Origin of the sequence: Pseudomonas sp. S31, assembly GCF_016648105.1 — a bacterium.
Taxonomy (GTDB): Bacteria; Pseudomonadota; Gammaproteobacteria; order Pseudomonadales; family Pseudomonadaceae; genus Aquipseudomonas.
This window is the reverse complement of sequence record NZ_JACVVE010000043.1, coordinates 22604-47942: the sequence shown is the minus strand read 5'-3', so window position 1 is coordinate 47942 and position 25339 is coordinate 22604. Positions and strand designations below refer to the sequence as shown.

22 protein-coding genes and 1 other RNA gene are annotated in these 25339 nt (G+C 62.7%); 11 read left to right on the top strand and 12 right to left on the bottom strand.

Annotation, left to right across the window (positions count from 1 at the left end; translation table 11 throughout):
- Positions 1-134: 134 nt before the first annotated feature.
- The 9 genes from IAE37_RS24095 to IAE37_RS24055 form a co-directional block, all read right to left on the bottom strand.
- A complete protein-coding gene (locus IAE37_RS24095; protein WP_201177656.1) occupies positions 135-1391 on the bottom strand; it encodes an integrase domain-containing protein in 1257 nt (418 codons plus the stop codon).
- Positions 1392-1577: 186 nt separating this feature from the next.
- Positions 1578-1969, bottom strand: a transfer-messenger RNA (tmRNA) gene (gene ssrA / locus IAE37_RS24090).
- Between the two features lie 103 nt (positions 1970-2072).
- A complete protein-coding gene (locus tag IAE37_RS24085) occupies positions 2073-2366 on the bottom strand; it encodes a hypothetical protein (protein WP_201177654.1) in 294 nt (97 codons plus the stop codon).
- Positions 2367-2459: 93 nt separating this feature from the next.
- Positions 2460-2729 (bottom strand): DUF3077 domain-containing protein, encoded by a 270-nt coding sequence (locus IAE37_RS24080; protein ID WP_201177652.1) that lies wholly within the window; start codon positions 2727-2729, stop codon positions 2460-2462.
- Positions 2719-2997 (bottom strand): hypothetical protein, encoded by a 279-nt coding sequence (locus tag IAE37_RS24075; protein ID WP_201177650.1) that lies wholly within the window; start codon positions 2995-2997, stop codon positions 2719-2721. The genes IAE37_RS24080 and IAE37_RS24075 overlap by 11 nt, the downstream gene beginning before the upstream one ends.
- Positions 2998-3141: 144 nt before the next feature.
- Complete coding sequence (locus IAE37_RS24070) at positions 3142-3423, bottom strand: hypothetical protein (RefSeq protein WP_201177648.1); 282 nt, start codon at positions 3421-3423, stop codon at positions 3142-3144.
- Positions 3424-3740: 317 nt separating this feature from the next.
- The gene (locus IAE37_RS24065; protein WP_201177646.1) at positions 3741-6551 is read right to left on the bottom strand and encodes an FAD-binding and (Fe-S)-binding domain-containing protein; all 2811 of its coding nucleotides are present in this window, start codon (positions 6549-6551) and stop codon (positions 3741-3743) included.
- A gap of 78 nt (positions 6552-6629) precedes the next feature.
- A complete protein-coding gene (gene lldD, locus IAE37_RS24060; protein ID WP_201177644.1) occupies positions 6630-7775 on the bottom strand; it encodes an FMN-dependent L-lactate dehydrogenase LldD in 1146 nt (381 codons plus the stop codon).
- A 61-nt stretch (positions 7776-7836) separates the two neighbouring features.
- Positions 7837-9507, bottom strand: coding sequence for a lactate permease LctP family transporter (locus IAE37_RS24055; protein ID WP_201177636.1), 1671 nt, complete (start codon positions 9505-9507; stop codon positions 7837-7839).
- Between the two features lie 256 nt (positions 9508-9763).
- On the opposite strand from IAE37_RS24055, the gene IAE37_RS24050 reads away from it, so the two are divergent.
- Positions 9764-10531 (top strand): FCD domain-containing protein, encoded by a 768-nt coding sequence (locus IAE37_RS24050; protein WP_201177633.1) that lies wholly within the window; start codon positions 9764-9766, stop codon positions 10529-10531.
- Between the two features lie 123 nt (positions 10532-10654).
- On the opposite strand, the gene smpB is transcribed toward IAE37_RS24050, so the two are convergent.
- On the bottom strand, positions 10655-11137 hold the full coding sequence (gene smpB / locus IAE37_RS24045; RefSeq protein WP_201177630.1) for an SsrA-binding protein SmpB: 483 nt from the start codon (positions 11135-11137) through the stop codon (positions 10655-10657).
- A gap of 162 nt (positions 11138-11299) precedes the next feature.
- On the opposite strand from smpB, the gene IAE37_RS24040 reads away from it, so the two are divergent.
- Positions 11300-11734 carry a type II toxin-antitoxin system RatA family toxin gene (locus tag IAE37_RS24040; protein ID WP_201177619.1) on the top strand — a complete coding sequence of 145 codons (435 nt, stop codon included), beginning with the start codon at positions 11300-11302 and terminating at the stop codon, positions 11732-11734.
- Between the two features lie 78 nt (positions 11735-11812).
- Here IAE37_RS24040 and IAE37_RS24035 read toward each other — a convergent pair whose 3' ends face one another.
- Entirely contained in the window at positions 11813-12352 is a 540-nt protein-coding gene (locus IAE37_RS24035) for an outer membrane protein assembly factor BamE (protein WP_201177615.1), read from the bottom strand.
- A gap of 97 nt (positions 12353-12449) precedes the next feature.
- On the opposite strand from IAE37_RS24035, the gene fur reads away from it, so the two are divergent.
- Positions 12450-12866, top strand: coding sequence for a ferric iron uptake transcriptional regulator (gene fur, locus IAE37_RS24030; protein ID WP_201177613.1), 417 nt, complete (start codon positions 12450-12452; stop codon positions 12864-12866).
- A 79-nt stretch (positions 12867-12945) separates the two neighbouring features.
- On the opposite strand, the gene recN is transcribed toward fur, so the two are convergent.
- Positions 12946-14619, bottom strand: coding sequence for a DNA repair protein RecN (gene recN, locus IAE37_RS24025; RefSeq protein ID WP_201177611.1), 1674 nt, complete (start codon positions 14617-14619; stop codon positions 12946-12948).
- 190 nt (positions 14620-14809) lie between these two features.
- Here recN and grpE point away from each other — a divergent pair, with 190 nt between their 5' ends.
- From grpE to IAE37_RS23985, 8 genes are all read left to right on the top strand, one after another.
- The gene (grpE, locus tag IAE37_RS24020) at positions 14810-15364 is read left to right on the top strand and encodes a nucleotide exchange factor GrpE (protein ID WP_201177609.1); all 555 of its coding nucleotides are present in this window, start codon (positions 14810-14812) and stop codon (positions 15362-15364) included.
- Positions 15365-15465: 101 nt separating this feature from the next.
- On the top strand, positions 15466-17394 hold the full coding sequence (dnaK, locus tag IAE37_RS24015; protein ID WP_201177607.1) for a molecular chaperone DnaK: 1929 nt from the start codon (positions 15466-15468) through the stop codon (positions 17392-17394).
- Between the two features lie 204 nt (positions 17395-17598).
- Positions 17599-18723 (top strand): molecular chaperone DnaJ, encoded by a 1125-nt coding sequence (dnaJ, locus tag IAE37_RS24010; RefSeq protein WP_201177600.1) that lies wholly within the window; start codon positions 17599-17601, stop codon positions 18721-18723.
- 13 nt (positions 18724-18736) lie between these two features.
- Positions 18737-19543: a 4-hydroxy-tetrahydrodipicolinate reductase gene (gene dapB, locus IAE37_RS24005; RefSeq protein ID WP_201177598.1), complete on the top strand. Its 807-nt coding sequence runs from the start codon at positions 18737-18739 to the stop codon at positions 19541-19543.
- A gap of 310 nt (positions 19544-19853) precedes the next feature.
- Positions 19854-20990: a glutamine-hydrolyzing carbamoyl-phosphate synthase small subunit gene (gene carA / locus IAE37_RS24000; RefSeq protein WP_201177596.1), complete on the top strand. Its 1137-nt coding sequence runs from the start codon at positions 19854-19856 to the stop codon at positions 20988-20990.
- Positions 20991-21096: 106 nt separating this feature from the next.
- Entirely contained in the window at positions 21097-24318 is a 3222-nt protein-coding gene (carB, locus tag IAE37_RS23995; RefSeq protein ID WP_201177588.1) for a carbamoyl-phosphate synthase large subunit, read from the top strand.
- A complete protein-coding gene (greA, locus tag IAE37_RS23990) occupies positions 24315-24797 on the top strand; it encodes a transcription elongation factor GreA (RefSeq protein ID WP_081255197.1) in 483 nt (160 codons plus the stop codon). The genes carB and greA overlap by 4 nt, the downstream gene beginning before the upstream one ends.
- The gene (locus tag IAE37_RS23985) at positions 24775-25215 is read left to right on the top strand and encodes an MFS transporter (RefSeq protein WP_081784256.1); all 441 of its coding nucleotides are present in this window, start codon (positions 24775-24777) and stop codon (positions 25213-25215) included. The genes greA and IAE37_RS23985 overlap by 23 nt, the downstream gene beginning before the upstream one ends.
- The last annotated feature ends 124 nt before the right edge of the window (positions 25216-25339 follow it).

Here is a 25339-nt window from a genome sequence, read left to right as displayed (position 1 = left end):
GAGGTCCATCCAAACAGGGCGGCTTTGCAGCCCTGTTTGGATGGACCCGCGCTGACAAGCAGATAAACGAGGCTGCTTTCCCTGAATCTTGAACGCTCAATTGTTGTTGCTGCCGTTGATGCGCCTGCAAAGCGCTAGCGTATCGGCACCACGTTCTTGTCTCTGACTTGGCCGTACGCTGAGGCGAGCAGGCTGCCGGTGGCGGCCTTCTGGATGTACTCACTCCACCAGGCCATCATCGGTCGTCGGCGTTCGATGTAGTCGGCTCGGTTGTAGGCGCTGCGCACCTCATCCTTGTCGACATGCGCCAGTGCGACCTCAATGAGTTCCGGGTCCCACCCATGCTCATTCAAGATGGTGCTGGCCATCGAGCGCATGCCGTGACTGACCAACCGATCCTGGAACCCCATGCGTTTCAACGCCATGTTGGCGGTCTGGCTATTGGCGTGGGTGCGTGGATTTCTGTCTGACGGGAAGACGTATTCGCGATGGCCGCTATGGGTCTTCAGTGACTCCAATAGTGCGATAGCGTGATCACTCAGCGGAATGCTGTGTGGGCGGCGCTTCTTCATCCGCTCCGCAGGGATAGTCCAGACACGCCTTTCAAAATCGATGTCTGTCCAGCGAGTAGTCGCCGCCTCGGCGGGGCGAGTCATCGTGTGCAACTGCCATTCGATCAGGCAGCGGGTGGTGCGTTTGATGCTGGCGTTCGCGATCTCCAACATGAGCTCGGGGAGTTCTTCGGGCGGAAGCGCAGCCATGTTCTCTTTCTTGGGCTTCTTGAATACTGCCCTGATGCCGGTGAGCGGGTTGGCGAAGATCAGGCCGGAGTTTACGCCGTAGGTCATGATCTCGTTTAGCCGCTGGCTGAGACGCTTGACCGTCTCTAGGCTGCCTTTGGCTTCGATTGGGCGAAGCAATGCGATCACCATTGGCGCGGTGATCTTCGCAAGTGGTGTCGTCTTCAAATCTGGGAATACGTGCAATGTGAGCGACCGCCAAATGTCCTCGGCATAGGCTGGGGTGACCGAGTCTTTCTTGAGCTCGAACCAGGCGGTGGCCACGTTCTCGAAGGTGTGTTCGGTTTCCGCGCGTTTGGCTTCATTCAGCGTATTGCGCTGCACCTTCGGATCGATGCCTTGAGCGAGCAGCTCGCGGGCTTCGACTGCCTTCTTTCGTGCGTTCGCCAGTGACAGTTCGGGGTAGGTCCCGAAGCCAATGTTGATGCGCTTCTTGGTCACCGGTTCGCGGTAGTTGAAATTCCACAGCAACGAGCCGTTGCTGCGTACGCGGAGCTGTAAACCATCACCGTCCGTGAGGACGTAATCCTTGGACGCGGGTTTGACTCCCTTGAGCTGTCGATCGGAGAGGCGGAGGTTTTGAGCAGGCATGAGATTGTCCTCAAGCACTGATTCGGTATTCCACAGATTAGTACCGGGTGAGCTGGAATACCGCCTGGAATACCCGAATGGCTGGAACTCAAAAACTCTTGAAAGACCGCAAAAGCGCTGGAGGCCGCGTATTTGTGGGTTGCAGGCACAAAAAAAGACGTCCGTGGACGTCTTTGATTGATCATTTGGTGGAGCCGGGGGGATTTGAACCCCCGTCCGCCAGTACTCCGCTGTCGGTACTACATGCTTAGCCGTGTCTACTGAGTTAATCCGCAGCCGCCCGACGGGCAGGGTGCTTTGGACGAGTTGGGTAAGTTTTAGTCGCTTTGCCCCCAACGTGCTACACGACGATCCTGTTCTGTATGACAATCATTTCGGGTTTACAGGCATCCCCTGATGATTGCTGGAGCCGAAGCTACCAGGAGAGCGGGCTCAGCTGCTTACGCAGCGAGAGCGTAACCCTCGTAGTTTTCGTCATTGGCAACTATAGAAAGTTGCAACAGTGGATTTACGAGTTCTGTTACCAACTCGGCATGCACCTAGAGTTTCGCTACCGGCGTCGAATCCTGATCGGCCCCACGCTACAGCTCTAGCTGTACGTACCTTTCGGTACGTGCGGCCAGTATACGCCATTGCGCGGGCGACGTCGACAGCCGGTCGGGTCGCCCGCGCAGCGCGGGCTCAAGCGCCGCTGCCGCCGGCGGAACCGCTGCCTTTCTCGGTCTTCTCCAGGCGCTCCAGCACCTTGCTGGTGCGGGCGATGCATTCCTTGGTGTTGCCCGCTGCCTGGGCGGCCTTGGCCTTGTCGACTTCCTCGGTGACGGCCTTGTCCAGGCCTTCGGAGGTGGCGCCGGCAGTGGCCATGCTGTCGTCGATCTTCTGCAGGTTGATGGTGCACAGGTCGTCGGCGGCGAACACCGGCGAAGCCAGGAGGGTAGCGGCCGCGAACAGGGCCGAAAGCGCGGTACCTTTCATGGATGTCTCCTTGTATGGCCTCTGGAGAGTGGGCCTGTAAGGGTGGACTGTGGTGGATTTGCGACGGTTCAATCGGGATGTGTAGACGCGGTCCTACATGGGGATTGTCGATGTCTGAGGGGCTTTGTTCAGGCCTTTTTCCATGTCATCGATAAGCGCCTTGGCCAATTCGCTGAGGATGCGGGCGGCGCTGCCGGCCTGGCGGTCGTTCTCCATCTCGGCCTCGGTGGTCAGGTGGCGGATGCAGCCGAGCAAGACTGATAGCTGGCTGAAGGCGTGTTCGAAGGGGATGCCGGGTTGCAGGCGGAACAGGTCGAAGGTCGCAATGCCGGCGGTGGTGGCGGGGGTGAGGTTATCGGGCATCTTCGGGCTCTCCGCTGGCTGTAGGTAGATGCGCCAGTGCGTGCTGGATAAGGGCTAGCGAAGTGGTTGCGGCGTAGGCTGCGTTCTTGATGATGCGCGGGTTCCTTTCGGGAACTCCGGTGGCGTGGTGTTTATCGAGGAGTTCGCTGAGATCGCCGATGAGTGCACTGGCATAGGTCAAGGCGTCTTGGGGGGAGATGTTCTCGTACACCGAGAAGTACGGGGTGGCGATGAGGATGGAGCGGGGCATGCGGGGTTTGGAGGCCATGGTTTCGATTCCCTGAATACGATGGTGGATGGCACCGGCGTTGCCGGTGTTCGCGGGTGAACCCGCTCCTACAGAGGGACAACATTGGGCGCAGCTCAATCTGTAGGAGCGGGTTTACCCGCGAAGAGGCCGGGGCGGCCAAGCTCAATGCAGGTTGGGCTTGCGCTCGAGTGCCAGCGCCAGGGCATCGGCCTGGGCCCAGGCGATCTGCATGGCGCCCAGGCCATTGGCCAGCGATTCGCGCAGGGCTGGGTTTTCGATGGACTCGATGAAGTAGCGGCTGTGGTTGTAGGCGAGCAACAGGTAGTGGGTGATGCTCGACACCACTTCATCCACCGGCACGAACTGCTCGATGATGGCGTCGGAGAGGGTCGTGCCTTCGGGGATCTGGGAGAAGTGCGGAGGGTCGGGGACGATTTTTTTCATGTCGACTACTCGTATAGTTGAGTGAGTCTGCGACCTTTCCGATTCCACGCGGAAGGGTGGCAGCTGTACGCGGGGTGGAATCCAGGCTACGAGTAAACCCGGTAGGCTTTGTCAGCCTCCCGCGCACAGCTACCGTGACGGCAGCAACTCAGTATTTTGCCGGGATTCCACGCCCGATCGCTGAACATCAGCGACTCGGACAGCCTAGGGGGCCAGGTTTCCCGGGACAATCAGACGCGTGTCGACGCGAGTTGTAGGATATTTCTCCAACGCCCGAATCTCTAGTTCCGGGCTGTGGGAATTGTCTGAATCCTATGTCAGATGCTTCGCGCTCGCGTCACCCGATCCACCAGATACACCAACCCGTGGTAATCGATCCCGCTATGGCTGGACAAGCCAATCTCACAGGTCCGGCTGGTGGAAATCCCTTCGCTGCAATACTGCACCGCATCCTTCAGGCTACGCAGCGAATGAGCATTGAGCTCGGGCGTGGTGAAGCCCTTGTCCCCAGCAAACCCGCAGCAATGGATACCTTCCGGAATCACCACCTGCTTGCTGCAGCGCCGCGCCAGGTCGATCAGTGCCTGGCTCTCGCCCAGGTGCTGGGTGCTGCAGGTCACGTGCACCGCCACCGGCTCGTCCTGGGGGGTGAACTCCAGCTTGTCCAGCAGGTGGGTGCGGATGAAGCGGACCGGGTCGTACAGGTCCAGCCGGGTGTCGGCCAGGTCCTGCACCAGGCGCAGGGTGCACGGGCTGGTGTCGCAGTAGATCGGGTCGAGGCCGCCGCGGCTGGCGTGCAGCAGCGCGTTGATCAGTTCCTGGCGCTTGTGCTCGGCCTGCTCTGGATACCCCTTGGAGGCGAACGGCTGGCCGCAGCACAGGCTGTCGGCGTTGTCCGGGAACACCACCTGGTAACCGGCCTTTTCCAGCAGCGAGCGGGTCTTGTCGAGCAGCGTGGTCTGCTCGCGGTCGGCGTAGGCCGGGCCCATCGCCCGCGATACGCAGGCCGCCAGGTACACCACGCGTGGGCGGGCATCGTTGCTCGCCGGGCCGAAAGCCAAGCCGCGCACCGGTTGCGGCATGGCCGGGGTCCACTGCGGCAGGCGACCGTTGCTGGCCTTGCCCAGGGCCTTGCTCAGGCGCGCCAGGCGCGGGGCGCCGAGCAGCTTGCGGGCGGTGTTGGCGGCGGTCAGGGTCAGGCGTGCGCCACCCAGTGCGGTCTGGAAGTGCTCGGCCAGCCAGTCGGCGGCCTTGGCATGGTGGGCGGCCTGGCTGCGCAGCTTCTTCACCAGTTCGCCGGTGTTGATGCCCACCGGGCAGCGCTGGGCACACAGGCCGGTGGCAGCGCAGGTGTCGATGCCCTGGTACTGGTAGGTTTGCAGCAGTTCGCGGGTGTCCACGCCGGCACGCGTCTTCGCCTGGATATCGCGCCACATGACGATGCGCTGGCGCGGGCTGAGGGTCAGCCCCTTGGACGGGCAGACCGGTTCGCAGAAGCCGCACTCGATGCACTTGTCGACGATTTCGTCGGCGGCCGGCAAGGGCTTCAGATGCTTCAGGTGGATGTCCGGATCTTCGCTGAGCACCACGTCCGGGTTGAGGATGCCGTTGGGGTCGAGCAGGCGCTTGAGCGCCCACATCAGCTGGTAGGCATCCTGGCCCCACTCCAGGGCCACGAACGGTGCCATGTTGCGGCCGGTGCCGTGTTCGGCCTTGAGCGAGCCGCCGAACTCCACCGCCACCAGCTGCGCCACATCGTCCATGAAGGCCTGGTAGCGGGCGACTTCCTCGGGGCTGTTGAAGCCCTGGGTGAAGACGAAGTGCAGGTTGCCCTCAAGGGCATGGCCGAAAATGATCGCCTCGTCGTAGCGGTGCTTGTCGAACAGCTGGATCAGGCGGTTGACGCCTTCGGCCAGTTGTTCGACGGGGAAGGTCACGTCTTCGATGATGACCGTGGTGCCGGTCTCGCGCACGGCACCGACCGCCGGGAAGGTGTCCTTGCGGATTTTCCACAGCTGGTTGTAGACCACCGGGTCTTCGCTGAAGTCGACCTGCTGCTCCAGCGGAAATTCGGCGATCGACGCCATCACCTGGCCCAACTGCTCGTGCAGCAGGCTCTGGCTGGCGGCGCGTGACTCGATCAGCAGCGCGCAGGCGTTGGCCGAGAGGCCTTTCACCCACAGCGGCATGCCCGGCATGTCCTGCACCGAGCGCAGGCTGCGACGGTCGAGCAGCTCCACCGCCGACACCGGCTGGCGCTTGAGCACGGTCACCGCGCGGCAGCAGCTCTCGACGCTGGGGAACACCAGCAGCGCGCTGGCCTTGTGTGGGTGATCGGGCACGGTGTCGTAGGTCACGGCGCTGATGAAGCCCAGGGTGCCTTCGGAGCCGACCATCAGGTGCTGGAGGATATCCAGCGGCTGGTCGTAGTCCACCAGTGCATTGAGCGAAAGCCCGGTGGTGTTCTTCAGGCGGTATTTATGCCGAATGCGGTCGGCCAGTTCGGTGTTGGCGCGGGTTTCCCGGCCCAGGCGGGCGAGGGATTCGAGCAGGGTCGCGTGGGACGTTTCGAAAGCGGCGACGCTGGCCGGGTCTTCGCTGTCCAGGCGGGTACCGTCGGCCAGCACCAGGCGCATGCCGGCCAGGGTGTGGTAGGTGTTCTGCGCCGTGCCGCAGCACATGCCGCTGGCGTTGTTGGCGACGATGCCGCCAATCTTGCAGGCGTTGATCGAGGCCGGGTCGGGGCCGATCTTGCGCCCGAACGGGGCCAGCCAGGCGTTGGCCTGGGCACCGATCACCCCGGGCTGCAGGCGGATCTGTTCTCCGGCTCCGCGGATTTCGCGGCCATTCCAGTTGTCGCCGAGCACGATCAGCAGTGAATCGCTGATGGCCTGGCCAGATAAGCTGGTGCCGGCGGCGCGGAAGGTCACGGGTACGCGCTCGCGCTGGGCCAGGTGAATCAGCCCGACCACCTCGTCCTCGGACTCGACCCGCACCACCAGCTTGGGGATCAACCGGTAGAAGCTGGCATCGGTGCCGAAGGCCAGGGTCGAAGTGGGGTCGTCGAAGCGGCGTTCGGCGGGAATCAGGCGCTCGACATCACGCAGGAACGCGGCGGGCAGGCTCATGCAATCTCCTCGCGGGGCCCCGGCGTCTGGCGCGCCGGTGTGCCCCGGTCATTCAGGCGGTGTTTCGACAGGCAGGCGTCAGGCGCCCAGTTCGCGGACCAGCGATTCGCGGGTGATTTCGCTGATCGACTTGGCGCCGGTGAGCACCATGGCCACGCGCATTTCCTTCTCGAACAGTTCCAGCAGGTTTTTCACTCCGGCTTCGCCATGCACGGCCAGGGCCCAGAGGAAGGCGCGGCCGATCAGCACGCTGTCGGCACCCAGGGCGATCATGCGCACCACGTCGAGGCCGCTGCGAATGCCCGAGTCGGCGAGGATCTTCAGGTCACCCTTTACCGCGTCGGCGATGGCCGGCAGGGCGCGGGCGCTGGACAGCACGCCATCGAGCTGGCGGCCACCATGGTTGGACACGACGATGCCGTCGGCGCCGAACTTGACCGCGTCACGGGCATCGTCGGCATCGAGGATGCCCTTGATGATCATCGGGCCGTCCCAGAAGTCGCGAATCCACTCCAGGTCTTTCCAGGAAATCGACGGGTCGAAGTTGGCCCCCAGCCAGCCGATGTAGTCGGCCAGGCCCGTGGGGTTGCCACGGTAGGTGGAAATGTTGCCCAGGTCGTGCGGGCGCCCCATGACGCCGACGTCCCAGGCCCATTCTGGGTGGGTCATGGCCTGCAGCACGCGGCGCATCGGGCCGCTCTTGCCGCTCATGCCGGAGTGGGCGTCGCGATAGCGGGCGCCAGGCACCGGCATGTCGACGGTGAACACCAGGGTCTTGACCCCGGCGGCCTTGGCTCGCTCCAGCGCGTTGCGCATGAAGCCACGGTCTTTCAGGACGTACAGCTGGAACCACATCGGCCGATCGATGGCCGGGGCCACTTCCTCGATCGGGCACACCGACACGGTGGACATGGTGAACGGAATGCCATGGGCGGCAGCGGCGCGCGCCGCCTGCACTTCGCCACGGCGGGCGTACATGCCGGTGAGGCCGACCGGGGCCAGGGCCACGGGCATGTTCAGGGTCTCGCCGAACAGCTCGGTCTTGAGGCTCAGCTCGGACATGTTCTTCAGCACGCGCTGACGCAGGGCGATGCTGGCCAGGTCTTCGACGTTGTGGCGCAGGGTGTATTCGGCGTAGGCGCCGCCGTCGGCGTAGTGGAAGAGGAAGGGGGGCAGCTTGCGTTCGGCCGCGGCGCGATAGTCGGTGGAGGCGGAAATGATCATGGATTCTCGCAGCGTTGGTTGAAGGAGATGCCGGGCGCCTGGGCGCCCGGCCCCTTTCACTTTAGTGTTGAACCAGCATGCCGGTCAGCCAGTAGGCCTGGATCAGGGTGATCAGACCGACGATGGTGGCGAAGAACAGGCTGTGCTTGACGGTGAAGCGGAACAGGTCGGATTCCTTGCCGACCAGGCCGGTAGCGGCGCAGGCCACGGCGATCGACTGCGGCGAGATCATCTTGCCGGTCACGCCGCCGCTGGTGTTGGCAGCCACCAGCAGGGTGTCGTTGACCCCGATCTGGTGCGCGGTGGTGGCCTGCAGCGAGCTGAACAGGGCGTTGGACGAGGTGTCGGAACCGGTCAGGAACACGCCCAGCCAGCCGAGGAACGGCGAGAAGAACGGGAACGCGGCGCCGGTGCCGGCCAGGACCAGAGCCATGGTCGAGGACATGCCCGAGTAGTTGGTGACGAAGGCGAAGGCCAGCACCATGCCAATCGACAGGATCGGCCAGCGCAGTTCCCAGAGTGTTTCCTTGAAAGTGGTCAGACCAGTTTTGAAGCTGATCTTCAGCACCGCCATGGAGATCACTGCCGAGAGGAAGATCGCGGTGCCGGTGGCGGAGATCGGGTCGAGCTTGAAGATCGCCGGCATGGCGGTCGGGGCGGCGACGATCGGTGCGGTCTTGATCACCAGCTGGTCGAGGTGCGGGATGGCGAAGTTGAACACGAAGTCGTACATCGCGCCGCCCGGAGCGAAGGCTGCCTTGAACGGCTTCAGGGTCCAGATGGTCACCAGCACGGTGAGAATCAGGAAGGGCGACCAGGCCTTGAAGATTTCCCCGAAGCTGTACGGGGTCGGCTGGCTGCCGCTTGGCTGGACCACGGCGGCGCCGACGCTGCCCTTGGCCTCGGTGAACGAGCGCTTGGGCTGCCAGACCTTGAGGAACAGGGTCAGGCAGATCAGGCTGGCCAGGGCCGAGGTGATGTCCGGCAGTTCCGGGCCGATGAAGTTCGAGGTGAAGTACTGGGTCACGGCGAAGCTCAGGCCGGCGACCAGGGCGGCCGGCCAGGTTTCCTTGACGCCGCGCACGCCGTCCATCATGAACACCAGCCAGAACGGCACGAACAGCGACAGCAGTGGCAGCTGGCGACCGGTCATGGCGCCGATGTGGAAAGCGTCGATGCCGGTGACCTGGCCGGCCACGATGATCGGGATGCCCAGGGCGCCGAACGCCACCGGCGCGGTGTTGGCGATCAGGCACAGGCCCGCTGCATATAGCGGGTTGAAGCCCAGACCCACCAGCAGCGCGGCGGTGATGGCCACGGGGGCGCCGAAGCCGGCCGCGCCTTCGAGGAAGGCGCCGAAGCAGAAGCCGATCAGCAGCACCTGCAGGCGCTGGTCGTCGGTGATCGACAGCACCGAGCTGCGGATCACTTCGAACTGGCCGCTCTTGACCGTGAGTTTGTACAGGAACACCGCGGCAACGATGATCCAGGCAATCGGCCAGAGGCCATAGAGGAAGCCATAACCCGCGGCAGCAAGGGCCATGTCGACAGGCATCTGGAAGGCGAAGATCGCCACCAGGATCGACAGGGCCAGGGTGATGCTGCCGGCGACGTGGCCCTTGAGGCGGAACACGGCGAGGGCGAGGAAGAAGAACACGATCGGAATCACCGCTGCCAGCGCGGACAGGCCCAGACTACCGAGCGGTGTATAGAGTTGTTGCCAGGTTTGCATATGGGGTGGCCCCTAATTGTTGTTGGTCAGGCACTACTGGCATTGGATAATTGGTAAGACCAATTTACAATGGCTGGCCGCTAGGTTAAAAGCGCGCTCATGGCTGTGTCAATTTGTCCTTGGCGAAACTTTGGTCGAGTGACGATGAGCGGTGGCTGAACAGCTGCAAAAAACCTCAACTGATGGGTGCTGGCACGGCGCGTATCGGTGAGAATAGCCGCCCCCGAATTCAGCCGGGGTCTGTGGAGAGCATGTGATGGTTTTTGATCAGGTCCGCCAACGGCGCCTGTCCGACGATATCGTCGATCGGTTGGAAGGGATGATTCTGGAAGGCACGCTGACCTCAGGGCAGCGTCTGCCGGCCGAGCGCGCCCTTGCCGAGCAGTTCGGCGTGTCGCGCCCATCGCTGCGCGAGGCGATCCAGAAGCTGGTGGCGAAGGGGTTGCTGGTCAGCCGCCAGGGCGGCGGCAATTTCGTCGCCGAATCGCTGGGTGCGACGTTCAGCGACCCGCTGCTGCAACTGCTGGAGCATAGTGCGGATGCCCAGCGCGACCTGCTGGAGTTCCGTCATACGCTGGAGGCGTCCTGCGCGTATTATGCGGCCCAGCGTGCCACCGAGCCGGATCGGCTACGCCTGAAGGCGGCTTTCGATACCTTGCAGGACTGCTACGCCCGAGTCGACGAAGTCACCCGGGCAGAGGAGGGCGCGGCCGATGCGCGTTTTCACCTGGCGATTGCCGAAGCCAGCCACAACGCCGTATTGCTGCACACCATCCGCGGGCTGTTCGACCTGCTCAAGCGCAACGTGGTCACCAACATTGGCGGCATGTACAAGCAGCGGGCTGAAACCCGGGACATGTTGATCAGCCAGCACCGCGAGTTGTATCAGGCCATTGTCGAGGGCAGGGCGGACGAGGCGCGGGAGGTGTCGAGCCGGCACATTCTGTATGTGCAGGAAGTGCTGGAAGAAGCGCAGGACGAGGCGCAGCGGGTGGCGCGGGCAGAGCGGCGCAGCGGGCGCTGAGGTCTGCGTTGGCTTCTTCGCGGGTAAACCCGCTCCTACAGGATCTTCACCGAACTTGAAGGAGGTGAGATCTCTGTAGGAGCGGGTTTACCCGCGAAGAAGCCAACACGGATGAGGCAAGGCTCAGTCTTCCTTGCCCTTGTTCCGCACCGCACGCTGCAGCTCGCGGTTGGAGTCGCGTTCGCGCACCACATCGCGCTTGTCGAACTCCTTCTTGCCCTTGCCAAGCGCGATTTCGCACTTGATCAGGTGCTTGCTCCAGTACAGCCCCAGCGCTACGCAGGTGTAGCCCTTCTGCGCCACGGCTGCTTCCAGGCGCTCGAGCTCGCGCTTGTTCAGCAGCAGCTTGCGCGTGCGGATCGGGTCGGCGATCACGTGGGTGCTGGCGGTGGTCAGCGGGGTGATATGGCTGCCGAACAGCCAGGCTTCGCCATCCTTGAGCAGCACGTAGCTGTCGGTCAGGTGCGCCTTGCCGGCCCGCAGGCTTTTTACTTCCCAACCGGACAGGACCAGCCCGGCCTCGAACTTGTGTTCGATGAAGTAATCGTGTCGCGCTTTTTTGTTTTGCGCGATGGTCCCGGTCGGATGTTTCTTTTGCTTAGCCATAGGGGCCGCATTATAGGCAGTCGGCGCGTCGTCGGCTATGGGATTTCGGTGTGCTTGAGCCACTGCAATGAATACCGGACAATACAAAGCCTGTCACATGCACAGAACCTGTTTTCGGCACGCTGCGAAGCGCCGCCACCCAGCCTTGGAAGTGATGCCTGGATGACTACCCATATTCAACGCTCCGCCCTGCTGCCGTACCCCGCCCAGGCGCTTTACGATCTGGTCAACGATGTGGCCAGCTACCCGCAGTTTCTGCCCTGGTGCTCGGACTCGACGGTGATCGAGGCCAGCGACACGCACATGCGCGCCAGGCTCGAAGTGGCCAAGGGCGGCATGAGCCAGCAATTCGTCACGCGCAACGTGCTGGTGCCGGGGCAGTCGATCGTGATGGACCTTGAAGAAGGGCCGTTTACCCAGTTGCACGGGGTCTGGACGTTCAAGGCATTGGGCGAAAAGGCCTGCAAGATCAGCCTCGACCTGTCTTTCGATTATGCCGGTTCGCTGGTGCGCGCAACCCTTGGCCCATTGTTCAATCAGGCGGCCAACACCCTGGTGGATGCGTTCTGTCAGCGTGCCAAGCAGTTGCACGGCTGAGGCATCAGCGAGGCGCTAAATACGGGCGCCAATAAAAAGCCCGGACCATGGTCCGGGCTTTTTCGTCTGCGCCTGCAATTACTGCGGCGAGGTTTCCAGCGGCGCCGGAGTCGGTACCGGGGTAGTTTCGATGGTATCGATCTCGCGCTGGATCGACTCTTCGGTCGAGCCTGGCTTGGCGGGTTTTTCCTGCGGCTGTTCCGACTGGGCTGGCGCCTGGCCTTCGCTGGCCGGGTTGACGGTGGTATCGCCGCTGTTGCCGAGGATTTCCTGGTCGCGGCTCACGCCCGGCATGAAGTCGCCCGACAGACTGACCAACTGGTCGCTGTCGTTGAAGAACACGCTCATGCGCTCCTGCTGGCGTTTGCCGCCGCCTGGCTGCAGGCTGTACAGGTAGTCCCACCGATTGGTGTTGAAGGTGTCCTGCAGGAGGGGGTTGCCCATGATAAACCTTACTTGCCGTCGGGTCATTCCGGGGCGTAATTGGTCTATCATATCTTGCGTGACGACATTGCCCTGCTGGATGTCGATTTTGTAAACCCCGGGAAACGAGCAACCGGCGAGTGCGAGCAGTCCCACGAGGGTGAGGCTGGTTAGCAAGAGCTTGGTGTTTTGCATCGGTGGGCGACTTCCACTATCTTGGCTGGACAACGTAAACACCGATCATACCCGTATTAAGAGAAGCTGCGAAGCAGCATCGGCGAGAAAGCTGACCATGGTTGAAAATAGCGAATTGCGCAAAGCCGGTCTCAAGGTAACCCTGCCTCGAGTCAAGATCCTTCAGATGCTCGATTCTACCGAGCAACGTAACGCGCAACGTCACATGAGCGCGGAAGACGTCTACAAGGCGCTGATGGAGGCTGGCGAGGACGTCGGTCTGGCAACCGTCTATCGTGTACTGACCCAGTTCGAAGCAGCTGGCCTGGTGGTACGCCACAATTTCGACGGCGGTCATGCGGTGTTCGAGCTGGCTGATAACGGCCACCACGATCATATGGTCAATGTGGAGACCAGCGAAGTCATCGAGTTCACGGACGAAGCCATCGAGCGTCGCCAGAAAGAGATCGTGGCCGAGCATGGCTACGAGCTCGTGGACCATAACCTGGTTCTGTATGTGCGTAAGAAAAAGTAACGATTTAATTCGTTAGGAATGACAAAGGCGACCATTTGGTCGCCTTTGTACTTTCTGGGGGATGGTTTCAGGATGGCGCCTAAGCCTTGCCCGATACCACCATCTTGCGCGCATGGGCCAGGGATTCCTTGGTCAGGTCGATGCCACCCAGCATTCTCGCCACTTCCTCGACCCGCTCGCGTTTACCCAGGCTGGCCACGGCGGTGTGGGTGGTGTCGCTGTTGCGGACCTTGTGCACGAACAGGTGGTGATGCCCTTGCGCGGCCACCTGCGGCAAGTGGGTCACGGTCAGTACCTGGCCGCGTTCGCCCAGGCGGCGCAGCAGTTGGCCGACGATTTCTGCGGTCGGCCCACCGATTCCCACGTCTACCTCGTCGAATACCAGCGTCGGAATGCGCGAGGTCTGCGCGGTAATCACCTGGATCGCCAGGCTGATGCGCGAAAGCTCGCCGCCCGACGCGACTTTGGCCAGACCCTTGAGGGGTTGCCCGGGGTTGGCGCTGACCAACAGCTCGATCTGCTCCAGGCCATGGGGTGACAGCTCGTCACCCTGGTTGGGGGTGAGCTCGATGCAGAAGCGCCCGCCCGGCATGCCCAGGCGCTGGACTTCCTGCTCCACGGCGACGGCCAGCTGGCGAGCCGCCTGCTGGCGCAGGGCGCTCAGTTCGCTGGCCTTGGCCTGGTAGTGCTGGGCGAACGCGGCCTGTTCCTCGGCCAGCCGCTCCAGTGCCTCGTCACTGGCATTGAGGCCTTCGAGCTCATCCATCAGCTGCTGCTGCAGGTGCGGCAACTCGGTGGGGTGCACGCGATGTTTGCGCGCGAGGGTATAGATGGTGTCGAGGCGCTCTTCCAGGGCCTGCAGGCGCATGGGGTCGGCATCGAAGTTGTCGAGGAAACGGTTGAGCTCGCCCACCGCTTCCTCGACCTGGATCTGCGCGCTGGCAATCATGTTGGCTGCTTCGCCCAGCGCCTTGGGCGAGTTGGCGGCGGCGCCCAGGCGGTTGAGGCTGGAGGTGAGGGCGCTGAGCACGTTGCCCGAGTCGCTTTCGCTGCACTGGTCGATGACTTGGCGACAGATACCGAACAGCGCCTCGGCGTTGGTCAGGTTCTTGTGCTCCTGCTCCAGCTGCTCCAGCTCGTTTTCGCCAAGGCCCAGGTTGTCCAGTTCTTCGAGCTGATAGCTGAGCAGCTGATGGCGGGCGCGTTGCTCGTCGCCGGAGTTGGTCAGCCGCTCGAGCTCCAGGCGTGTCTGGTTCCAGCGCTTGGCGGCCAGTTGCACCTGCCGCGCCAGGTCGATGGCGCCGGCGTACTCGTCCACCAGGCGGCGATGGGTGTCGGTCTTGAGCAGCGACTGATGTTCGTGCTGGCTGTGGATGTCGATCAGCAGCTCTCCCAGCGCCTTGAGGTCGCCCAGCGGGCAGGGGGTGCCATTGATATAGCCGCGGCTGCGGCCTTCTGCGGTGATCACCCGGCGCAGGATGCACAAGCCGTCGTTGGCCAGGTCGCGTTCGGCCAGCCAGGTGCCTGCCTCGGGGATGTCGACCAGGTCGAAGGTGGCGAGGATGTCCGCCTTGTCCGCGCCGGGGCGCACCACGCCACTGTCGGCGCGGTCGCCAAGGGCAAGGCCGAGGGCGTCGAGCATGATCGACTTGCCCGCGCCGGTCTCGCCGGTGATGACGGACATGCCGCGGGCGAGCTCGAGGTCGAGGTGTTCGACGATGGCGTAGTTGTGGATGGACAGGTGCACCAGCATGAGGGCGACTCCCGAAGGTCATGTCTGGTTATTTATACAGTAGTTTTTTCGGCTCTGCCAAGACCCGTTCGGAGATTCCCGGGGGTGTTCGACGGACAGTCAGCCCTTGAACCTGGTTTTTCCGACCCCATATAGCCGGCAGACACGACGAGCTTGGCTCGCACTACAGAAATCGCGAAGGAGAAACCCAATGGCTGACGAACAGCTGGATGAGAAGAACCTTAACGCCGAAGAAGCTGGCGCAGACACCCGTGATGCCCGCATTCAGGAGCTCGAGGAGCAGCTGGCCGCGGCCAAGGACCAGTCCCTGCGTGCGGTTGCCGACATGCAGAACATCCGCCGCCGCGCCGAGCAGGATGTCGAGAAAGCCCACAAGTTCGCCCTCGAGAAATTCGCTGGCGACCTGCTGCCGGTGATCGACAGTCTGGAACTGGCCCTGGCGCATTCCAATACCGAGGACGAACAGGTCAAGAAGATCCGCGAAGGCGTCGAGCTGACCCTGAAGATGTTCCAGGACACCCTCAAGCGCTACAACCTCGAGGCCATCGACCCGCACGGCCAACCGTTCAACGCCGAGCACCACCAGGCGATGGCCATGCAGGAAAGCGCCGAGGCCGAGCCCAACAGCGTGCTCAACGTGTTCCAGAAGGGCTACCTGCTCAACGGCCGCCTGCTGCGCCCTGCCATGGTGGTGGTCAGCAAGGCGCCAAGCGCCGCGCAACCTTCGATCGACGAGAAGGCTTGAAATCCACCGGGGCATCCCCATCTAGGTGTCAAGCGCTCAAGTATTACCGCAGTTGCCCAAACTAGCAGCTGCCGCCAAATTCAAGTTTCGGGAGATTCAACATGGGTAAAATCATCGGTATCGACCTGGGGACCACCAACTCGTGCGTCTCCATCCTGGAAAACGGTAACGTCAAGGTCATCGAGAACGCCGAAGGCGCACGTACCACGCCTTCGATCGTGGCCTACGCCAACGACGGCGAAATCCTGGTTGGCCAGTCGGCCAAGCGCCAGGCCGTCACCAACCCGCACAACACCCTGTTCGCGGTGAAGCGCCTGATCGGCCGCCGCTTCGAAGAGCAGGTCGTGCAGAAAGACATCCAACTGGTTCCGTACAAGATCTCCAAGGCCGACAACGGTGACGCCTGGGTCGAAGTCAACGGCCAGAAAATGGCTCCGCCGCAAATCAGCGCCGAAGTCCTGAAAAAAATGAAGAAAACCGCCGAAGACTACCTCGGCGAACCTGTCACTGAAGCGGTCATCACCGTTCCGGCCTACTTCAACGACAGCCAGCGCCAGGCCACCAAGGATGCCGGTCGCATCGCCGGCCTGGACGTCAAGCGCATCATCAACGAACCGACCGCCGCTGCGCTGGCCTACGGCATGGACAAGGCCAAGGGCGACCACACCGTGATCGTCTATGACCTCGGTGGTGGTACCTTCGACGTTTCGGTCATCGAAATCGCCGAAGTCGATGGCGAGCACCAGTTCGAAGTACTGGCCACCAACGGTGACACCTTCCTGGGTGGCGAAGACTTCGACATGCTGCTGATCGACTACCTGGTCGAGGAATTCAAGAAAGAATCCGGCATGAACCTGAAGGGCGACCCTCTGGCCATGCAGCGTCTGAAAGAAGCCGCTGAAAAAGCCAAGATCGAGCTGTCCTCCGCTCAGTCGACCGACGTCAACCTGCCGTACATCACTGCAGATGCGACCGGTCCGAAGCACCTGAACGTGAAGATCTCCCGCGCCAAGCTGGAGTCGCTGGTCGAAGGCCTGGTGCAGCGCACCATCGAGCCTTGCCGTATCGCTCTGAAAGACGCCGGCATCGACGCCAGCAAGATCGACGACGTGATCCTGGTCGGCGGCCAGACCCGCATGCCGCTGGTGCAGAAAACCGTTGCCGACTTCTTCGGCAAGGAAGCGCGCAAGGACGTCAACCCGGACGAAGCCGTTGCCATGGGTGCTGCCATCCAGGGCGCCGTACTGGCTGGTGACGTGAAGGACGTGCTGCTGCTGGACGTCAGCCCGCTGACCCTGGGTATCGAAACCATGGGCGGCGTGATGACCCCGCTGATCGAGAAGAACACCACCATCCCGACCAAGAAGTCGCAGGTGTTCTCGACCGCCGACGACAACCAGGGCGCTGTGACCATTCACGTGCTGCAGGGCGAGCGCAAGCAGGCTGCGCAGAACAAGTCGCTGGGCAAGTTCGACCTGGCCGACATCCCGCCAGCGCCACGCGGCGTACCGCAGATCGAAGTGACCTTCGACATCGACGCCAACGGCATCCTGCACGTCAGCGCCAAAGACAAGGCCACCGGCAAGTCGCAGTCGATCGTGATCAAGGCCAACTCCGGCCTGTCGGACGAAGAAATCGAGCGCATGGTGCGTGACGCCGAGGCCAACGCCGAGGAAGACCGCAAGTTCGAAGAGCTGGCCGCTGCCCGTAACCAGGGTGACGCGCTGGTGCACTCGACCCGCAAGATGGTCGCTGACGCGGGTGACAAGGTCAGCGCTGAAGAGAAAACCGCCATCGAGGCTGCCGTGGTTGCCCTGGAAGCCGCTGTCAAAGGCGACGACAAGGCGGCCATCGACGCCAAGGTCGAGGAGCTGTCCAAGGTCTCCGCGCCGGTTGCTCAGAAGATGTACGCCGAGCAGCAGGGTGAGCAGCCTCAGGGCGGCGCCCAGCAGCAGGCCGAGCCGGAAGCCAAGCACGACGACGTGGTTGACGCCGAGTTCGAGGAAGTGAAGGACAACAACAAGCAGTAATGCCTGCATGTTGTCGGCCAGCCCACCGTCGTTTGGCGGTGAGCTGGTAGGATGTCGCCGCGCGGGGGCTTGCTCCCGCGTTGGTGTGTCTGGAATACGAGAATTTTTACAGCATCTGTCAAAGCCTCTCGGAGGTTGGCAGGTGTTGCGGCACAGCGCATAGCGCAGAGGTATGCCGAACGCCCCCAAGAGTGCAAATGACCTATGGCAAAGCGTGATTATTATGAGGTGCTGGGTGTCGAGCGTGGCGCCAGTGAAGGTGACCTCAAAAAGGCCTATCGCCGCCTGGCGATGAAGTACCACCCTGACCGCAATCCCGGCGACAAAGCATCGGAGGAGCATTTCAAGGAGGCCAACGAGGCCTATGAAGTGCTATCCGATGCCAGCAAGCGTGCGGCGTACGACCAGTACGGCCATGCCGGCGTCGACCCGAGCATGGGTGGCGGGGGTGCCGGTTTCGGCGGCGCCAACTTCTCCGATATCTTTGGTGATGTGTTCAGCGATTTCTTCGGTGGTGGCCGGGGCGGTTCGCGTGGCGGCGCCCAGCGCGGCAGCGACCTGCGCTACACCCTGGAGCTGAACCTGGAAGAAGCGGTGCGTGGCACCACGGTCAACATCCGCGTTCCCACGCTGGTCGAATGCAAGCCGTGCGATGGCTCTGGCGCCAAGAAAGGCTCGTCCCCGGCGGCGTGCCCGACCTGCGGCGGCATTGGCCAGGTGCGCATGCAGCAGGGCTTCTTCTCGGTGCAGCAGACCTGCCCGCGTTGCCATGGCCAGGGCAAGATCATCACCGACCCGTGCACCTCGTGCCATGGCGAAGGGCGTGTCGAGGAATACAAGACCCTTTCGGTCAAGGTGCCGGCGGGTGTCGATACCGGCGACCGCATCCGTCTGTCCGGCGAGGGCGAGGCGGGTACCCATGGCGGCCCGACCGGCGACCTGTACGTGGTCATCAATGTGCGTGAGCACGGGATCTTCCAACGTGACGGCAAGCACCTGTACTGCGAGGTTCCGATCAGCTACACCGACGCCGCCCTGGGTGGCGAGCTGGAGGTGCCGACCCTCGATGGTCGCGTGAAGCTGAAGATCCCCGAGGGCACCCAGACCGGCAAGCAGTTCCGCTTGCGTGGCAAGGGCGTCGCGCCAGTGCGCGGTGGCGCCGCGGGCGACCTGCTGTGCCGCGTGGCGGTGGAAACGCCGGTCAACCTCAGTCGTCGCCAGCGTGAATTGCTGGAAGAGCTGCGCGACTCGCTCGACAACGACAGCAGCCATTCGCCGAAGGCGAGTGGGTGGTTCGAAGGCGTGAAGCGCTTCTTCGGCGATCTCTGACAAGGAACAGGTTATGCGACGTATTGCAGTGATGGGCGCGGCCGGGCGGATGGGCAAGACCCTCGTCGAGGCCGTGCAGCAACAAGCGCCCCAGGCTGGCCTGACGGCGGCCATCGATCGCCCGGACAGCACCCTGGTCGGTGCCGATGCCGGTGAGCTGGCGGCCCTGGGCCGCATCGGCGTGCCGATCTCCGATGACCTGGTCAAGGTCGCTGACGAGTTCGACGTGCTGATCGACTTCACCCACCCGTCGGTCACCCTGAAGAACCTGGCGTTCTGTCGCAAGGCGGGCAAGGCCATGGTCATCGGCACCACTGGCTTCACCCCGGAAGAGAAACAGCAACTGGTCGAAGCCGGCAAGGAAATCCCGATCGTTTTCGCTGCCAACTTCAGCGTCGGCGTCAACCTGTGCCTGAAGCTGCTGGATACTGCGGCGCGGGTGCTGGGTGACGATGTGGATATCGAGATCCTTGAGGCGCACCACCGGCATAAGGTCGATGCGCCATCGGGCACTGCGCTGCGCATGGGCGAAGTGGTTGCCCAGGCGCTGGGCCGTGATCTGCAGGAAGTGGCCGTGTATGGCCGCGAAGGGCAGACCGGTGCGCGTGAACGCCAGACCATCGGTTTCGCCACAGTGCGTGCCGGCGATGTGGTCGGCGACCATACCGTGCTGTTCGCTGCCGAAGGCGAGCGTGTCGAGATCACCCACAAGGCCTCGAGCCGCATGACCTTCGCCAAGGGTGCGGTGCGTGCGGCGCTGTGGCTGGATGGCCGTGAGCCTGGCCTGTATGACATGCAGGATGTGCTCGAACTGCGTTAAGCCGAAACAGCGGTGTTGGTTTCTTCGCGGGTGAACCCGCTCCTACAGGATTCTGTATGGTCCCTGTAGGAGCGGGTTCACCCGCGAAGAGGCCACAACTGATCTCAGCCTGTCGCATCGATGTGTTCAAGAGGCACATATCCGGTAGACCGGAAACGCTCTTTTCTGTAAGCTACAGCTTTAGTGTGTCCACTAAAAGCGCGCAGCGAATTGAATTCAGCACATGAAAGCGGGGTGACGTGTCCATACGTCACTCCGCTTTTTTGCAACCTGCGATCGCCCTTTCATGCTTGATTTACGGGAGGTCTTCTTGACAAAGCCAGCCATACTCGCCCTTGCCGATGGCAGTATTTTTCGCGGTGAAGCCATCGGTGCCGACGGTCAGACCGTTGGTGAGGTGGTGTTCAACACTGCTATGACCGGCTACCAGGAAATCCTTACAGACCCTTCCTACGCCCAGCAAATCGTTACTCTGACCTATCCGCACATCGGCAACACCGGCACCACCCCGGAAGACGCAGAGTCGAACCGTGTCTGGTCCGCTGGCCTGGTCATCCGCGACCTGCCGCTGCTGGCCAGCAACTGGCGTAACACCCAGTCGCTGCCCGAATACCTGAAGGCCAACAACGTCGTCGCCATCGCTGGCATCGATACCCGTCGCCTGACCCGTATCCTGCGTGAAAAGGGCGCCCAGAACGGCTGCATCCTGGCCGGTGACAACATCACCGAGGAGCAGGCCATCGCTGCCGCCCGTGCCTTCCCGGGCCTCAAGGGCATGGACCTGGCCAAGGTCGTTTCCACCACCGAACGCTACGAGTGGCGCTCCAGCGTGTGGGAACTGAAGACCGACAGCCACCCGACCATCGACGCGGCCGACCTGCCGTACCACGTGGTCGCCTTCGACTACGGCGTCAAGCTGAATATCCTGCGCATGCTGGTCGCCCGCGGTTGCCGCGTGACCGTGGTGCCCGCCCAGACCCCGGCCAGCGAAGTGCTGGCGCTGAATCCGGACGGCGTGTTCCTGTCCAACGGCCCAGGTGACCCCGAGCCGTGCGACTACGCTATCCAGGCGATCAAGGAAATCCTCGAGACCGAGATTCCAGTATTCGGCATCTGCCTCGGCCACCAGCTGCTGGCCCTGGCCTCCGGCGCCAAGACCGTGAAGATGGGCCACGGCCACCACGGTGCCAACCACCCGGTCCAGGACCTGGACACCGGCGTGGTCATGATCACCAGCCAGAACCACGGTTTCGCCGTCGACGAAACCACCCTGCCGGGCAACGTCCGCGCCATCCACAAGTCGCTGTTCGACGGTACCCTGCAGGGCATCGAGCGCACCGACAAGAGCGCGTTCAGCTTCCAGGGTCACCCTGAAGCGAGCCCAGGCCCGACCGACGTCGCGCCACTGTTCGATCGTTTCACCGATGCCATGGCCAAGCGCCGCTGAGCATCCTGCATCAAGGCCCCGGGGCGGCACGCGCCGCGCCCGGAAGCGCCTGACCCAGATTGTTCAAGACGGCTTGCCGACTGACCCGCGGATTTGAGTGACAACCATGCCAAAACGTACAGACATCAAAAGCATCCTGATTCTCGGCGCTGGCCCGATCGTGATCGGCCAGGCCTGCGAATTCGACTACTCCGGCGCCCAGGCCTGCAAGGCCCTGCGCGAGGAAGGTTTCCGCGTCATCCTGGTGAACTCCAACCCGGCCACCATCATGACCGACCCGGCCATGGCCGACGCCACCTACATCGAGCCGATCAAGTGGCAGTCGGTGGCCAAGATCATCGAAAAAGAACGCCCTGACGCCGTCCTGCCGACCATGGGTGGCCAGACCGCGCTGAACTGCGCCCTGGACCTGGAGCGCCACGGCGTTCTGGAGAAGTTCGGCGTGGAAATGATCGGTGCCAACGCCGACACCATCGACAAGGCCGAAGACCGTTCGCGCTTCGACAAGGCCATGAAGGACATCGGCCTGGAATGCCCGCGCTCGGGCATCGCCCACAGCATGGAAGAGGCCAATGCGGTCCTCGAGAAGCTCGGCTTCCCCTGCATCATCCGTCCGTCGTTCACCATGGGCGGCACCGGTGGTGGCATCGCCTACAACCGTGAAGAGTTCGAAGAAATCTGCACCCGTGGCCTGGACCTGTCGCCGACCAAGGAACTGCTGATCGACGAATCGCTGATCGGCTGGAAGGAATACGAGATGGAGGTGGTCCGCGACAAGAAGGACAACTGCATCATCGTCTGCTCCATCGAGAACTTCGACCCGATGGGCGTGCACACCGGCGACTCGATCACCGTCGCCCCGGCGCAGACCCTGACCGACAAGGAATACCAGATCATGCGCAACGCCTCGCTGGCGGTGCTGCGTGAAATCGGTGTCGAAACCGGCGGTTCCAACGTGCAGTTCGGTATCTGCCCGAATACTGGCCGCATGGTCGTGATCGAGATGAACCCGCGCGTTTCGCGTTCGTCCGCCCTGGCTTCCAAGGCCACCGGCTTCCCGATCGCCAAGATCGCCGCCAAGCTGGCCATCGGCTACACCCTCGACGAGCTGCAGAACGACATTACCGGCGGTCGTACCCCGGCTTCGTTCGAGCCGTCGATCGACTACGTCGTCACCAAACTGCCACGTTTCGCCTTCGAGAAGTTCCCGAAAGCCGACGCTCGCCTGACCACCCAGATGAAATCCGTGGGTGAAGTCATGGCCATCGGCCGTACCTTCCAGGAGTCCCTGCAGAAAGCCCTGCGCGGCCTGGAAGTCGGCGCCTGCGGCCTCGACCCGAAAGTCGATCTGGCCAGCGCCGAAGCCAGCAGCATCCTCAAGCGCGAACTGACCGTCCCGGGCGCCGAGCGTATCTGGTACGTGGCCGACGCCATGCGCTCGGGCATGAGCTGCGAAGAAATCTTCGATCTGACCGGCATCGACATGTGGTTCCTGGTGCAGATGGAAGATCTGATCAAGGAAGAAGAGAAGGTCAAGACCCTGGCCCTGTCGTCGATCGACAAGGACTACATGCTGCGCCTCAAGCGCAAGGGCTTCTCGGACCAGCGCCTGGCCAAGCTGCTCGGCATCACCGACAAGAACCTGCGTCGTCACCGCCACAAGCTGGAAGTGTTCCCGGTCTACAAACGTGTCGACACCTGCGCCGCCGAGTTCGCCACCGACACCGCCTACCTGTACTCGACCTACGAGGAAGAGTGCGAGGCCAACCCGTCGACCCGCGACAAGATCATGATCCTCGGCGGTGGCCCGAACCGCATCGGCCAAGGCATCGAGTTCGACTACTGCTGCGTGCACGCCGCCCTGGCGCTGCGTGAAGACGGTTACGAGACCATCATGGTCAACTGCAACCCGGAAACCGTCTCCACCGACTATGACACCTCCGATCGCCTGTACTTCGAGCCGCTGACCCTGGAAGACGTGCTGGAAGTCTGCCGCGTCGAGAAGCCCAAGGGCGTGATCGTCCACTACGGCGGCCAGACCCCGCTGAAACTGGCCCGTGCCCTGGAAGAAGCCGGCGTACCGATCATCGGTACCAGCCCGGACGCCATCGACCGCGCCGAAGACCGTGAGCGCTTCCAGCAGATGGTCCAGCGCCTGAGCCTGCTGCAGCCGCCAAACGCCACCGTGCGCAGCGAAGACGAAGCCATCCGCGCAGCGGGCAGCATCGGCTACCCGCTGGTGGTGCGCCCGTCCTACGTACTGGGCGGCCGTGCGATGGAAATCGTCTACGAACTGGACGAGCTCAAGCGCTACCTGCGTGAAGCCGTGCAGGTTTCCAACGACAGCCCGGTGCTGCTCGACCACTTCCTCAACTGCGCCATCGAGATGGACGTGGATGCGGTTTGCGACGGTACCGACGTGGTGATCGGCGCGATCATGCAGCACATCGAGCAGGCCGGCGTTCACTCCGGTGACTCGGCGTGCTCGCTGCCACCTTACTCGCTGAGCAAGGAAGTGCAGGACGAAGTCCGCGTACAGGTCAAGAAAATGGCCCTTGAGCTGGGTGTCGTCGGCCTGATGAACGTGCAGTTGGCCCTGCAGGGCGACAAGATCTACGTGATCGAAGTCAACCCGCGTGCTTCGCGTACCGTGCCATTCGTCTCCAAGTGCATCGGCACCTCTCTGGCAATGATCGCGGCCCGTGTCATGGCTGGTAAAACCCTGAAAGAGCTGGGCTTCACCGAAGAAATCATCCCGAACTTCTACAGCGTCAAGGAAGCCGTCTTCCCGTTCGCCAAGTTCCCAGGGGTTGACCCGATCCTCGGCCCTGAGATGAAATCGACCGGTGAAGTCATGGGTGTGGGCGACAGCTTCGGTGAAGCGTTCGCCAAGGCCCAGATGGGTGCCAGCGAAGTGCTGCCGACCGGCGGTACTGCGTTCATCAGCGTGCGCGACGATGACAAGCCACAAGTGGCTGGCGTTGCCCGCGACCTGATTGCCCTGGGCTTCGAAGTGGTCGCCACCGCCGGTACCGCCAAGGTCATCGAAGCGGCCGGCCTGAAAGTGCGCCGTGTGAACAAAGTGACCGAAGGTCGCCCGCACGTGGTCGACATGATCAAGAACGACGAAGTGTCGCTGATCATCAACACCACCGAAGGTCGTCAGTCGATCGCCGATTCGTACTCGATTCGTCGCAATGCGTTGCAGCACAAGATCTACTGCACCACTACCATTGCGGCCGGTGAAGCCATCTGCGAAGCGCTGAAATTCGGCCCTGAGAAGACCGTTCGTCGCTTGCAGGATCTGCATGCAGGACTCAAAGCATGAGCATTACCAAGTACCCGATGACCGTCCAGGGCGCGCGCGCCCTGGAAGAGGAGCACCTGTTCCTGAGCAAGACCGAGCGCCCGCGCCTGAGCCAGGCGATCGGTGAAGCGCGTGAACTGGGTGACCTCAAGGAAAACGCCGAATACCATGCCGCACGTGAAGAGCAGGGCATGGTCGAGGCGCGTATCCGCGATATCGAAGGCCGTCTGCAGAACTCGGTGGTGATCGACGTGACCACCATTGCCCACACCGGCAAGGTCATCTTCGGCACCACCGTGGACCTGGAGAACACCGAGACCGGTGACCAGGTGACCTACCAGATCGTTGGCGAGGACGAAGCCGACATCAAGAAGGGCAAGCTCTCGGCCAGCGCCCCGATCGCTCGCGCCATCATCGGCAAGGAAGAAGGTGATACCGTTGTCGTCAAGACGCCAAGCGGCACGGTCGAGTACGAGATTGTCGAAGTCAAACACATCTGATCGGCGCCTGCGGGCGCCATCCCTCGAGGGCATCCTTTGGCAACTGGCCCAGGTTTTCTGGGTCGGTGGCCTGTGGGTATTCCATGTGGGGCTGGTGCCGGCGCTCAAGGTCAGTGGCCTGGCGCCCTTGCTGGTGCAGGATGTCGCCGGGCAGATCGACCGCTGGTTGATCGGCGTGGCTTTGCTCGGGCTGTTGACCCAGCTGGCGGTGCTGGCGAGGGTGGACGGCCTGGCTGCCTGGTGGCGGCAGTTCCGTGGCCAGATGCTGTTGCTCGGCTTCGCTGCCTGCGTGGGGTACTACACCTTGCGCTACGGTATCTCGGTCGGTGAGCGCTGGCAGATGTTCTGCTTCCTGGTGCTGGGCTTCTCCGGCATCGTGCTGGTGGCCCAGCCAGTCCCGGTCAGGGCGCGCCGTTAGCTCAGTGTTGCCGCGAACTTATGTGGGAGCGGCCTTGCGCCGCGAAAGGGCCGCAAAGCGGCCCCGGATATCAGCTTCGCTGCAGGTATTGCTGGGGCCGCTTTGCGGCCCTTTCGCGGCGCGA